We start from the raw sequence: 13,642 nt of genomic DNA, 5'->3' as shown, positions 1-13,642 counted from the left end.
TAGCCGACAGCGTGGAGGGCACGCGAGCAAAACATTGCAGGTGGATGGCATTTCGCAGCAACCTGCACATGGAGAAAAGCTCGCTGGCCAAAAAGGCAATTTTGCCTCCAGAAAAAATGGCGGCCCTTATGAGGATATTGATTTTCGAAAGTTGATGCAAAATGGTCTGGCACGGGCGAAGATAAACCTGTTGTATGTCGGGTTCTTCTCCTTCTGTGCCAGCCTTCTGATCCTTTCCGTTCCTATTTATTTGTTCCAGATTTCTGACCGTGTGTTGACCAGCCGAAGTGTCGATACACTTGTTATGCTTACTGCTATCGTCATCGGCCTTGTGTTGGCTCATGTGCTGCTGGATATGTTCCGCCGCTTTATGCTTATGCGGGTTGCTGTGGATGTTGAGACGCGACTCGGTGGGCCTGTGCTCAGTGCAGCGGCAAGGGCGTCTCATAATGGTAGTAGTCAGGAGTTTCAGGCTCTTTCTGACTTGCAGCAGTTGCGGAGTTTTTTGACGGGTTCCGTGCTTCTGACCATGATGGATGCACCTGTGGCTCCGATCTATCTGCTCGTCGTTTACATGGTGCACCCGCAACTTGGAATGATCGTCACAACGACTATTTTGCTGCTGCTCGTTCTTGCGCGGATCAATCAGCGATTAACCGCTGTTCCATTTGGAAAGGCCAATGCATTTTCCTCCCGTGCAAACCTGCAGGCAGAAGCGATGGCGCGGAATGCTCAGGTAATGAACGCAATGGGAATGATTCCTGAAGGTGTGATTATTTGGGGCAAGGAGACGGCTGAATCGTTGAAGGCTCAGATATTGGGGCAGGATCGAAATGTCTTGATTTCAGCTGTATCCAAGTTCATTCGCTTGTCTACTCAGATCACGATGCTTGGTTGGGGCGCGTGGCTTGCGCTTTCTAACGAAATTACTGGCGGGATGATCATTGCAGCGTCCATTATTGGTGGTCGTGCTCTAGCTCCTGTTGAAGGCATTATTGATGGCTGGAAGAGCTATGTGGGAGCGAAGAACGCGTATGGGCGCATCCAGAAACTGCTGCATACCTCTCCGCTCAATGTGCATCGGCTCCGGTTACCAAATCCTGCTGGCCGACTAAGTGTTGAGCGGCTGCTGTTCGTGCCGCCCCCAAACAAGCGGGTGATCCTGAATGGTATTTCGTTCCAGCTCTCTCCAGGAGATTCTCTGGCTGTTGTTGGTGCATCTGGTTCCGGGAAGAGTACGCTAGGAAAAATGTTGGTTGGATCTCTCATCCCAACAGCAGGCAATGTTCGCCTTGATATGATGGATTTGAGGAACTGGGATAGTCGGCAGCTCGGTGAGAATATCGGTTACTTGCCGCAGGATGTTCAGCTCTTTCCGGGCACGATCAAAGAGAATATTGCACGAATGAACAGAGAAGCCAAAGATGAGGACGTCTTTAAGGCCGCTCAAATGGCAGATATTCATGAGATGGTCTCGCAGTTTTCTCAGGGCTATGAGACGCAAGTTGCCATGGATGGAGCGCCACTTTCTGGCGGGCAGCGGCAGCGGATTGGTTTGGCTCGGGCATTCTATAATAACCCTCGTTTGTTGGTGTTGGATGAGCCAAACTCCAATCTGGACACCATCGGGGAACATGCTCTGGCAGAAGCTCTCGGGCGTGCCAAGCAAGACGGAATGACTGTCATTGCTATTACACAGAGGCCTGCGCTGCTGCGCTGTGTCGATAAGATCATGATGCTCAAAGATGGGACTGTGGCGGCATTTGGCAGCCGTGATGAAGTGATGCCTTTGATTATAGGAAAACGGCCAGGCATTTCACAGCATCAAAACGCCCCGGGGCATAACCTTCCGGCAGCGCAACCAGCTGAATAGTTTAAGCTTTTGATATTTGGTGATTTTAATGTCTACTAGAGCACTTATACTTGATGGGAGCTGGTATGAGGATGTGCCTCGCACAACTCGCTCTCCCATATTGGCTAGTTTAATCATTATTGCGCTTACCTTTGCCGGATTTGGTTATTGGGCTTCCAGCGCTCCCATGGCAGGTGCTGTGGTTGCATCCGGCTCTTTTGTTGCTACAGGTCAGAACAAGATTGTCCAGCACTTTGAAGGTGGGATCATCAAAGAGATCCTCGTAAAAGAAGGGGATGTGGTTTCTGCTGGTGATGTTCTGGTGAAACTGGATGAAACCGCTGCTGAAGCAAATCTGGAGCGGCTGGTGATCCGGCAAGCACGTTTGCAAGCTATTCAGGCGCGCCTAACACAAGAAGCCAAAGGGCATAAGACGCTGGTTCTTCCTGAGATGCTTACAAGCACAGCGCACGATCCGAAAATCAAAAGTATCATCTTGAGCCAGTCACTGACCTTTAAAGCCAGAACGAGAAAGCTGCAGAGTGAGATTGATATTCTTGCGCAGGGTATCGATGCTCTGAAGGAACGCATACAGGGTGGTCAATCTCAGTTGGTTGCTGTGAAGCAGCAGATGGAGTTGTTCCAGGAAGAGCTGGATGCCAAGAAGAAGATTTTGGGTAAGGGATTGATCCGAAAATCAGATGTGTTGCGTATTGAGCGTTCGCTTGCGAACCTGAAAGGTGAAGAAGGACGCATCCTTGCTGAGATTGGAGATGCGACTGAGCGGATTGCACGAGCGCGTGCTCAGATTGTTAAAGTGGAGAATGAAGCCTCCCAAACAGCAGTCGGTGAGCTGCAGGTTGTTAATGCGGATCTTGATGATGTGAGTGAGCAGATACGGGCGGCGCAAGATGTCTTACAGCGTGTTGAGATTGTTGCTCCTGTACGCGGCATTGTCGTTCGGATGCGTTATCACACTGCTGGGGGTGTTGTAGAGAGCGGGAAGGACCTGATGGAGATCCTACCTCTGCAAGATGAGTTGATCATTGAGGCTTCCATCCAGACTACGGAGATCGACAATGTGAAGGAAGGGCAGAAGGCTATGGTGCGGCTGACAGCCTTAAACCAGCGCATTACGCCAATGCTGGATGCCAAAGTCATTTATGTCTCAGCAGATGCCTTACGAAATGAAGATCCGATGAGCAGTGTGGGGGACGTTTACAAAGCGCGGGTGCAATTGGATCGTGAGAAAATCCCCGGGCATCTGAACTTCAAGGCAACTCCCGGTATGCCTGCTGAAGTGTACATCACGACGAGAGACCGAACCTTTTTTGATTATCTCATGGAGCCTGTGCGTGACAGTATGGCCAGAGCCTTCAGGGAGCCATAAAACCTGAAGTGGTACAGGCCAGTTCGTTAAGCCCATTTAATGATTGGCGCTTTCTACCGGGTTATACTTCTTGGCAGAAAGTTTAATGTTTGAAAGTCTCTTCTAAGAATGATTCAAAGGAAAATAAAAGAGTTTGGGTGACTTTTTTAGTCAGACTCAGTCTTGTTACTAGAATCTTATTTGCTCGGTTGTGCTGGGGTGCAAGCTTTAGGCGAGTGTGTGTGGATCTATATTCACAACTGTTCAGTGTAATTTGAAGAAAATTTTTTATTGTGTTTTCAATGTTTCAGTAACTAATTGAAGACCCAACTGTTTTGTCGTGCAAAACCTCGCAAACTACCGCTTACGTTAGCTTTATTCCGTTGATGAAGGAAATTAAAGGGTCTGTGCACTGACGGTGGACGAACCGTGTATGCCTATAGGTAAATAGAACCATTAGTTTGATACTAGGCATTTAATGATAACTATTTGGCATTTCTTAACACTGTCTCCTTAAGCGAAGATAACCATGGGGTGAATTTGTTCAACTGCTGCGGGTATTTGATACCTTCGGCAGTTAGGCTCGTGGTGGTAGCTGCATGACAACAATCGTTATTGTCGATGACAGAGCAATTAATAGAAGTATCTTTGAGAAGCTTGCACTCGCTGTAGATGCATCTGTCAAAGTACAATGTTTTGCCTCGCCGATTGATGCTCTCGACTATATGGAGAGCAACGTCCCCGACTTAATCATTACCGATTACAGCATGCCAGAGATGGATGGGGCTGACCTGACGCAGAAGGTGCGCGCGCTGGAGCATTGCAGTGATGTGCCGATTGTCGTCATTACGGTCTTTACAGACCGCTCGTTCCGCATTCGTGCTTTGGAAGCAGGCGCAACTGATTTCTTGCAGAGCCCGGTTGATCACAATGAGTTTGTAAGCCGAGCGCGAAATCTGCTTGCTCTGCGAGAAGAGCAGAATGCAGTTAAGCGACATGCGCGTTTTCTTGAGCAAGAGTTGGTCAACGTAGAACAGCAGAGCAAGGAAGCTCTGAGGGATTCTCGTGAGCAGCTGGCTCAGGTTATCGACAGCGTTCCTGCAATGATCACCACCAGTACGCGGGATGGCCTTTGCGCTTTCTCCAATGCAGCATGGGCCCGGTTCCTGAACTCAACAACTGCTGAGCTTGTTGGTGAGGACACCTATGGGAAGTTCGATAAGTTTACCCGTGAGCGGAATCGTCGACTGGACCGCAAGGTGTTTATTACTGGTAGGGCATTGCCACCTTACGAGATTGAGCAGCGTAACCATGCGGGGGACATCTTCCATTTCATCGTTACCAAAAGCCCTTTGCTGGATGTGGAAGGAAACACGACGCATGTGGTGACGACTGCGACCAACATTTCTGATCGCAAGCGTGCGGAAGCTCATTTGCTGCATATTGCGCACCATGATGCTCTGACTGGTTTGCCAAACAGGACCATGCTTGGTGAGCGGATTGATGAAGAAATCTTCCAGTGTCGCAACAGCGGACGTAGCTTTGCGCTGCATTTCATCGATCTGGACCGCTTCAAATCCATCAATGATGCATTGGGTCACCGCACAGGTGATCGCTTGCTGGAGGTGCTCGCAGAGCGTTTGCTGCGCTGTGTAGATGGTTCTGACTTGGTTGCACGGCTGGGTGGTGATGAGTTTGCCATTCTTCAGACTGATTTGAAGAGCTCTGAGGAAGCCATGCGCTTTGCTCAGCATCTGGTGAGTGTGGTGGAAGAACCGTTCCACATCAGCGGGAAAGAGCTTCAAACCAGCGCCAGTGTCGGGATTACGAAATATCCGGAAGACGGCTTGAACAGTGAAGAACTGTTGCGCTGTGCGGATATGGCTATGTATCAGTCTAAGGCTGATGGCGGGAACACGTTCCATTTGTTCTCAACCAAGATGGATCATCACGTCAAAGAGACTGTCGCGCTGGAAGCTGAACTGCGGAATGCGATTGAGCATGATCAGTTGGAGCTGTTTTATCAGCCGCAGATTGATTTGCGGACTAACGAGATTGTTGGGGCCGAAGCTCTGCTGCGCTGGAACCGTCCTGACTATGGTGTAGTGGCGCCGAATGTTTTCCTTGGTACAGCTGAAGAAGTTGGTCTCATCTTGCCGATCGGGGAGTGGGTGATTTTTGCCGCGTGTCAGCAGGCGAAAAAGTGGATGGATATGGGGCTTGAAACGCCGCGTATTGCCGTCAACATCTCGCCAACGCAGTTCCGCAAGCAGAATGTGCCGCAGCTTTTGAGGGATGCGTTGGTTTCTTGCAGCTTGCCAGCTGACAAACTTGAAATCGAGATCACTGAAAATATCGTGCTGCATGGCTCAGACGCCACAGTGCGCGATCTACGTGAGATCCGCGAGATGGGGATCGCGATCTCCATTGATGACTTCGGAACAGGTTATTCTTCACTTGCATATCTGAGCAGATACTCCGTTGACTGTCTGAAGATCGATCGCTGCTTCACGCGCGATATGATGACGGACCCGAACAACACCGTAATCATTAAGGCAATTGTCGGTCTCGGTAAGAGCCTTGATCTCTCCATCATTGCTGAAGGTGTCGAGACACGTGAACAGGCAGAGTATCTGACGGATGCTGGTTGTGAGATGGCGCAGGGTTATCTGTTTGGCAAGCCTGTGCCTGCTGAAGATTTTGCTCGTCTGTTGGAGGAGCAATCCTCAAATTTGCAAGGACATAGCCAGCAACGAGCTCTGGCGGGGGCGGAGTTTGAGCTATGAACGATAACAGAAAAGTAAAGCTGCAAATGCTTCCATTGGGCAAACTGAAAGAGCTGTATTCCCGCATCACTCAGCTGGGTGGTGGTGAAGGTGAAATGTCTCTGAACCGGTTTATGTTCACACTGCTGATAACCCCGTATCTGGCATCGAACATCACCTTTGGCAGTGCCGAAAACTTCCAGACCAACGTTATCATGACTACCTTTGCATTGGGCTCCGTGGCACTGCTCGCGCACTTGCTTTACTCGAAGCAAGTCAGCTCATTGCGGCGGGTTCTGGCAATTTTCCTGGATGTGGGAGCCGTTTCTGCTGGCCTTTATGCAGGTGGTGAGTATCTCTCCATTCTGTTCCCAATTTATCTTTGGGTGATTTTCGGCAATGGATTCCGGTTCGGACTGGATTATCTTGCGTTGGCCACGATCGCTTCTGTGAGTGGATTTGCAGTGGTGCTGACGACGCCATATTGGCAAGGTGAGTTTATCCTTGGACTTGGTTTGCTGGGGTGTCTGGTGGTGGTGCCGCTATACGCCAGCAAGCTTATTCGCTCGATGACCGCTGCGCAGCAAGCAGCTGAAGCTGCCAATAAGGCAAAAACTCAGTTCTTGACTGCTGTGAGCCACGAACTGCGGACGCCGCTCAATGCGATCATCGGTATGGGTGATCTTATTCAGGATACCAAGTTGGATCCTGAGCAGCGGGATATGGCTAAGACCATCCAGTACTCTGGCAGCTCACTGCTTTCCATGATCAATGGCATTCTTGACTTCAGCCGGATCGAAAGCGGACGCATGATCGTCAATCGGACGGTCTTTGATATGAACTCGATCCTGCGTGAAGTGACACAGATTGTTCAAGGGCAAGCGCGCGGCAAAGGCTTGATTATTTCGCGCTACGTAGACAGTAAGTTACCCCCGTTCCTCGTAGGTGATGCGCGTCATATCCGTGAAGTGCTGTTGAATATTGCCGGCAATGCGGTCAAGTTTACCGAAGAGGGCTCTGTTTCCATTAGTGCAATTTGCAAGGAAATGGATGGCGGTAAAGTCAGTTTGTTGCTGGAGGTGAAAGATACCGGCATTGGTATCTCTGAGGATGCTCAAGGTCGCATTTTTGAGCGCTTTACTCAGGCCGATGAAAGTATCGTTGATCGCTTTGGTGGTACAGGTCTCGGTCTTTCCATTGTGCGTGAAGTTGTTCGCGCAATGGGCGGTGAAGTTAAGGTAACCAGCCAGCCTGGGCAGGGAAGTACGTTCAGCATTGAGCTTGAAGTTGGTCGTGCTGTTGGTGATGAGACTACACTTCTTGAAGTGGCTGATGGTGCTGTTGCAATTGTCTCTAAACGCAAAGATCTGCGAGATGTATGCGCTGAGTCTCTGGTCGCGTGTGGTATTGAGCCTGAGTGCTTTGAAACAGTCGGTAGTGCCTTTAGTTCGTTGCGGCAGCAGACGTCTACTGATGGCGGTAAGATTGTTCTGTTCGTTGGTGAAGATGTTTTGGCTGCGACCTCTGACAGCCTGCATTATGCGTTGAAGTCAACCGGGCAACATCACAACGTCAATCTTATTCCGATGTACTCTTCTGCTTCGGAAAAAGAGTGTGAGGATGTGTTCCAGCCGAGCATTGTGTCTTCCATCAAAGTCCCCGTTACTACTCAGTCCGTTGCATGGGCTTTGAGAGCGGCTGGTGCTGAAGACGCTAAGTCTGGCATGGAGCTGAAGGAAGAGCTTCAGGCTTACTTCAGTCGCTACATCGGCCTTAACATTCTTGTTGCTGAAGACAACAAAACCAACCAGCGTGTGATTGAGAAAATCTTGCAGAAGGGCGGGCACACCTGCACGCTCGTCAGTAATGGTGAGCTGGCGCTGGATGAGCTTGAAGAGAACTCCTACGATCTTGCGATCATGGATATCAATATGCCAGTTCTGAATGGCATTGAGACCATCAAGCTGCATCGTATTACAGAGCTTGGGCAGGATCGCTTGCCTATCATTGCATTGACGGCAGACGCAAGCCGTGCTGCAGCTCGTAATGCACAGGAAGCTGGTGCTGATGCGTGTGCAACGAAGCCAATTGAACCGCAGAAACTTCTGACATTGATTGATGATGTGATTGCTGAAAGCGGTGTTTACGAGAACATCACGCGCAGGCAAATCGCCAACAGTCAGGTGACTTCCATCTCGGAGCATCCGCGTTTCTCTTCTGAAGTGTCTTCAGGGATTGACTATGGAAGCCTGTCTCAGCTGAGAACGCTTGGTGGTCTGGACTTTGTGATTGGGGTGATCGAGGATTATCTGAAGGACACCACGCAACTGCATCGCGATATCAAAGCTGCTTATGAGGCTGGCAATACTGAGCTATTCCGTGCAAGTGCACATGCCCTGCGGTCTGCTTCAGTCAATCTTGGGGCGACTGAAGTTGCCAAACTAAGTGATGACATGGAGAACATGCCTCCACACCAGATCCATGTTCTGGGTGAAGACATGGTGCGAAAGCTGTCCGGTAAGGTGAAGCGAGATCATGATAATCTTAGTCGCTACCTGCAGCAGCTCAAGCAGGAAGGGCATAACCCTGTCAACCGCTTGAGCACTTTGGATTTTTCTTAGAGCTAAGCTCTAGAAAGCTTGTTTGCGAACGGATGGAGTGCCGAGACGGTCCTGAGCTTTTGTCAGGCGTTCCATCTTTTTCAGGTCCTGATCGGACAAAGACAGTGCGGCATCTACCCAAATCTCAACCACGTCAATCAGCTCTTCATAGCTCACTGGTTGCACGGTGCGACCTGCACGGTAGATTGCTGAATGAGCGGTGTGTTTGCGTGAGTTTTTGGTGATGTACTGCTGAACTGCGAACGGTGCTTGGCCTTCTTCAACCACTTCATGGACAATGCCCATTTCGTGAAGCTCTTCTGCTGAGTACAAGCGGCCGCTCATGAGCATCTTCTCAGCGACGCGACCATCCACCATGCGAGACAGGAAGCTATAGGCACCCATACCCGGGAACAGGTTGAACAAAACCTCTGGCAAGCCGAACTTCGCCTGCTTTTCTGCGATGATGACGTCACAAGAGAGGGCTGTTTCAAAGCCACCACCCAAAGCATCACCCTGGATCATGCCGATGGTAATGATTGGAAGATTGGAAGAGACAGCGTTGCGGTATACAACGTCAATGCAATCAACTGCATATCTGTGAAGCTTCTCACGATTCTTTTCGCGGATCAGCTGAATGAAGAGATTGAGATCTCCACCCAGATTGTAAACGCCCGGAATACGTGAAGCGACGACCTTAAAGTTGATCGGACATGGATCTGCTGGCTGATAGGTCTCGAAGAGGCGCTTCATCACGGCCTGAGACTGGGCCAGTTCACCCAATAGCTCTGGCGTGAAGCAAGGACGACCTTCGCTCTTCATGTAAAGCCAGAGTGCTTTGTTGGTTTCGTCAAACTCCAGATCAACCCAATTCAACTGAACTGATGCAAATTGCTGTGCAATTGAAACAGTTGAGACATCCATTGCTGGATGCGCATTGGACTTCAGGGATGGCTTCGTGGTTCCACTAAAGGAAGGAAAGTTGGATCTATGCCCCGTTAGATCAGACATCTCAGCCCCTACAAATTTTGGTCTACGCGTTTACAGTGGTTATGGCACACCCCAGATCAGTCTATTTTTTGTTTCCGACTGTATTATGTGCAATCAAACATGGTAAATAATATATTAATGCTAATATGTATGTCGAGTAAAAAAGTTTCCACACTGCTTAGGTAAAGTAGTTACCTAGCGGCATTGTGGCTAAAATTTTAGCTTTATTGTTAACCATAAATATTAACTGTTAGATTAGCGAAAGTTATATCTATGATTACTTAAGAGCTGAAGTGGGGGTTACCAATAGGTAATGCGATGTTAAGCTGAAGTTTGTAGTAAACAATTCAGTTGGAAGCGGAATTTGCTTAATGAGATACAAGCATAAGTAGTTATGGATTTCTGTAAAATTAAAGCGTTACTTAAATCTAAATATAAAACATAAAATGTGACCTGTTTACACATTGCTATGGGCTGAGAAAACTTACCTTCTGTTTTAGTTTTGCATGAGGCATAGAGATCTATTCTAAACTGCGCTTGAGTTTAAACTGGGAAACTGGATTTGGGTTGATTACCTAAAGTGGTAAAAATTTTGCTACTATCTTAAAAATACTTTTTATTACAGGTGCTTAATTGCATTTTATGTGTTTGATGCATGTTATGTCGTGGCTACTCTAAAGAATTGCGATTTGTAAGATTAAAACTGTTCTTCTAAGGTTTTTTGCCTAAAAAATCGGCAATTTCATCTAGGTGGACTTTTCCCAAGCCCTTGGTTGAAATTTGGGTGTGAAGTGGGGGAAAACTGCTGAAACGTGCTGAGTTTGAGGTGATAACCAGCAAAAATGTATGATGAATCGATTTCGCGCAGGCAAGAAAAAGGCCGCTCTGGGGGTAAGTAGAGCGGCCTTAGATTTTAATTATGCACCTTTAGGAGCGTCAAATGCTGTTACGGTTGGTGCGTCTCCTTCCAGCTTAGCGATGTCTACAAGACAGGTGTTTGCGATGGTTGCCTGAGACAGTTTTGAGGCGCCTTTGTCGATGGTCAGAACGTTAGCGTGACCATACTTACAGCGGGAGCCGATCTTGCCTGGCTCTTCCGGATCGTACCAACCGCCTTCGCGCAGACGAATGACACCCTTACGCAGGTCTCCTGTTACGTATGCGCCCGCGAGTGTCTCACCGCGTTCGTTGAAGACACGAACCACATCACCGGTTTTAATACCGCGTGAAGATGCATCTTCCTCAGATATCCAAACTGGCTCGCGATCTGCGATGGTGTAGTTGTCGCGGGTGGAGATGTTGTTGGTCTGAGAGTGAATGCGCTCCACTGGGTGCGGTGAAAGCATGTGTAGAGGATACTGTTTGGCTTTCTCAGAACCAAGCCATTCAGCTGGTTCGATCCAGGTTGCGTGGCCTTTACAGTCGTCGTAGCCCATGTCCGCAACAGTCTTGGAATAGATCTCGATGAGACCAGATGGTGTGCCCAATGGTTCAAGGAGAGGGTCTTCGCGGAACTCGCCGTGACGGGTGTACTGTATTGCTTCATCCGTTGTTGGGAACTCGACGTAGCTTGTTGGGTTGGACCAGAACTCATCAAAGTCTGGCATTTCAAGGTTCTTGGCTTTGCCCTGTGCCAGTGCTTTGCCATAGAGTTCGCGTAGCCAGTCTTCTTCAGATTTGCCTTCGAGGTACTTGTCACCAAAGCCAAGCTTGTCTGCGATGCCCTGATAAATGTCGAGATCGTTCTTGGATTCAAACTGAGGTTCAACAACCTGGTGCATCGGGAAGAGGTACTTGCCGGAAGCGCCGCCACCCATTTCCATGTCGTTGCGTTCAAATGCAGTGGTTGCAGGCAGAACGATATCAGCGAACTTGGCGGATGCAGTCCAGAAGATGTCCTGAACGATGATGGTTTCAGGGCGCTGCCATGCTTTGAGCATACGGTTACGATCTTGCTGGTGGCTGAGCGGGTTGCCGCCTGTCCAGTAGATCAGCTTGAATTCAGGATAGGTGTACTTGCGGCCATTGTGGTCGATGGTCTCGCCCGGGTTGAGGAGTGCGTCCGTAATACGAGCCACAGGCATTGCAGGAGGCATGTTTTCTGGTGCTTTGCCGCCAGACAGGCCCGGGACGATTGCGTTGTTTGCGGATGGTACGCCTGCACACTCGTAGTGCCATGAATAGCCGAAGCCGCCACCCGGTTTGCCGATCTGGCCAAGCATTGCTGCGAGGGTGACCATCATCCAGTGCGGTTGCTCACCGTGGTCAGCACGCTGCATGGACCAGCCGCCCATGATCATGGTTGTGCCGTTTGCCATCTGAGCTGCGATGTCGCGGATATCGCTTGCCGGTAGCTCGGAGAGTTCAGAGGCCCATTCAGGTGTTTTCTCAATGCCGTCTGTTTCGCCGAGCACATAGGCTTTGAGTTCTTCATAGCCAACAGCAAATTCAGAGAGGAAGTCTTCGTCTACTTTCTCTGTTTTGATTAACTCATGAGCGATTGCCAGCATGGTTGCAGTGTCAGAACCGGGGCGTGGCGCATACCATTTGGCGTTAAGATGCTTTGCGGACTCGGTCATCAGTGGATCGATGGAGATGACATTCTTGCCTGCGTCACGCAGCTGGTCCAGATAAGTGAAGCCTTTGTGATCTGGAATGACCCAACCCATGTTGAGGGTTTCCTGCGGGTTACAGCCCCAAAGAATGATGTTGTCTGTGTGCTCCAGAACGGTCTCGTAACTGGACATCTGAGCGTACACTTCCGGGTTACCCATGATGTGGGTCATGATGACCTGAGCTGCACCAGTAGAGTAATCACCCACGCCTTTTGTGTAGCCACCGTTCATGTTGAGAAGGCGATAGAGGCCTGCGCGGCAGTTGTGGAAGCGACCAACACTCTTCCAGCCCGGAGAACCGCCATAAATTGCTGCAGGGCCAAAAGTGTCACGCACGCGGTTCAGTTCTTTTGCAACCAGTTCGAATACCTGATCCCAGGTTACGCGTACGAACTCGCATTTACCGCGGTCTTCCGTGTTGGCCTGAGGGCCGTTTTCAAGGAAACCACGGCGGACCATTGGGTACTTGATGCGGCTTGGTGAGTATACAAGCTCAGGAGTGTTGGCGATGTTTGATGTTGGGCGAATGTCGTGTTCGAAAGGTTTTGCTTCAACAAAGCGACCATCCTTTACAACAGCACGGAACAGCCCCCAGTGCGCGCCGTTGAGCACTTCCTTAGTTCCAGCTGCTGCAGCATGAGCAACCTTCATCAGAAGTGGTGAGCCCATGAATGCAATGGCAGAGGTGCTGAGCAGCGTAGACAGAAAGCGTCTACGTGTCATCCCTTTGGTTGGGCTTGTGTTTTCGGTGATCGTGTTATTTTGAGTGGACATGATGTCCCTCCAATTTCCCAGTTTTATGTGTTTAGTGCAGGGTGCTAAGGTCGCGCTCGATCAGAGCGCGGAGTAAGTTGGCGCAAGCAAGATAAAAGCCATCGTTGTCGTAGGATGAGCAGTCCTCGCTGAAACCTTGCGAGAAGGTTTTCAGGTGCGTTTGCAGGAAGGCTTTCAGTTCAGCCTGCTGTGTTGGTTGCAATGCCAGTTCGGAGCAGAAGCTCAGCATGGCTGCGATGTGGTCAGCAGGCTCGGAGAAATTTTGATGGGGAGCCAGCTGGTGCTTGCGATAGGTTGTTTCTATTTCTGCAACACAGGCATGGCTGAGAGAAGTTTTCTCGGTGGCGTAGTAAGAGGCGTACGGTGGGGCGGATTTGCGACCACCGGCACCGAGGAACAGGCTTGAGAAGATAACACGCAGATCCATGATTGCAGAGGCATCGTGACTGCGTTGATCCAGATTGAACTTCAACAGATCAACAGCATCTTTCAAATCAACTTCGCATTGAAGATCATCCAATAACTGGCGGAGTTCTCCGGAGGTTGCTGACTGCAGGAAGGCGGTATCCACTTCTGTTCCGAAAACACCTGCAAGGAAGCGATAGGTTGCGGCTCTTGAGAGATTTTCTGTGGTGATGTCCGTTAGATCATACATGGCATATTCCTTAGACAGAGAC

At 49.6% G+C, this 13,642-nt stretch carries 7 protein-coding genes; 4 read left to right on the top strand and 3 right to left on the bottom strand.

Features of this window, described 5'->3' with window-relative positions; genetic code table 11:
- Positions 1–34: 34 nt before the first annotated feature.
- From PSE_RS22005 to PSE_RS21990, 4 genes are all read left to right on the top strand, one after another.
- Entirely contained in the window at positions 35–1,873 is a 1,839-nt protein-coding gene (locus PSE_RS22005; protein WP_014286825.1) for a type I secretion system permease/ATPase, read from the top strand.
- A 28-nt stretch (positions 1,874–1,901) separates the two neighbouring features.
- Positions 1,902–3,242 carry an HlyD family type I secretion periplasmic adaptor subunit gene (locus PSE_RS22000; protein ID WP_208998020.1) on the top strand — a complete coding sequence of 447 codons (1,341 nt, stop codon included), beginning with the start codon at positions 1,902–1,904 and terminating at the stop codon, positions 3,240–3,242.
- 578 nt (positions 3,243–3,820) lie between these two features.
- Positions 3,821–6,007, top strand: a complete 2,187-nt coding sequence (locus PSE_RS21995; protein ID WP_014286823.1) for an EAL domain-containing protein — start codon at positions 3,821–3,823, stop codon at positions 6,005–6,007.
- A complete protein-coding gene (locus tag PSE_RS21990; RefSeq protein WP_014286822.1) occupies positions 6,004–8,607 on the top strand; it encodes a hybrid sensor histidine kinase/response regulator in 2,604 nt (867 codons plus the stop codon). Before PSE_RS21995 ends, PSE_RS21990 begins: the two co-directional genes overlap by 4 nt.
- A gap of 9 nt (positions 8,608–8,616) precedes the next feature.
- Here the strand turns inward: PSE_RS21990 and PSE_RS21985 are convergent, their stop codons facing one another.
- The 3 genes from PSE_RS21985 to PSE_RS21975 form a co-directional block, all read right to left on the bottom strand.
- Positions 8,617–9,597, bottom strand: coding sequence for a crotonase/enoyl-CoA hydratase family protein (locus PSE_RS21985; protein WP_014286821.1), 981 nt, complete (start codon positions 9,595–9,597; stop codon positions 8,617–8,619).
- 896 nt (positions 9,598–10,493) lie between these two features.
- The gene (gene torA / locus PSE_RS21980) at positions 10,494–12,965 is read right to left on the bottom strand and encodes a trimethylamine-N-oxide reductase TorA (RefSeq protein ID WP_014286820.1); all 2,472 of its coding nucleotides are present in this window, start codon (positions 12,963–12,965) and stop codon (positions 10,494–10,496) included.
- Positions 12,966–12,996: 31 nt separating this feature from the next.
- Complete coding sequence (locus tag PSE_RS21975) at positions 12,997–13,620, bottom strand: molecular chaperone (protein WP_014286819.1); 624 nt, start codon at positions 13,618–13,620, stop codon at positions 12,997–12,999.
- Between the last annotated feature and the right edge of the window lie 22 nt (positions 13,621–13,642).

The sequence above is a fragment of the Pseudovibrio sp. FO-BEG1 genome (assembly GCF_000236645.1).
Classification (GTDB): Bacteria; Pseudomonadota; Alphaproteobacteria; order Rhizobiales; family Stappiaceae; genus Pseudovibrio.
This window is presented reverse-complemented; position numbering and strand designations above follow the sequence as displayed.

Coding starts and splice junctions, on each gene's coding strand:
- torA (WP_014286820.1), bottom strand. CDS start 12,965: ATGTCCACTCAAAATAACACGATCACCGAAAACACAAGCCCAACCAAA.
- PSE_RS21990 (WP_014286822.1), top strand. CDS start 6,004: ATGAACGATAACAGAAAAGTAAAGCTGCAAATGCTTCCATTGGGCAAA.
- PSE_RS21975 (WP_014286819.1), bottom strand. CDS start 13,620: ATGTATGATCTAACGGACATCACCACAGAAAATCTCTCAAGAGCCGCA.
- PSE_RS21985 (WP_014286821.1), bottom strand. CDS start 9,597: ATGTCTGATCTAACGGGGCATAGATCCAACTTTCCTTCCTTTAGTGGA.
- PSE_RS22000 (WP_208998020.1), top strand. CDS start 1,902: ATGTCTACTAGAGCACTTATACTTGATGGGAGCTGGTATGAGGATGTG.
- PSE_RS21995 (WP_014286823.1), top strand. CDS start 3,821: ATGACAACAATCGTTATTGTCGATGACAGAGCAATTAATAGAAGTATC.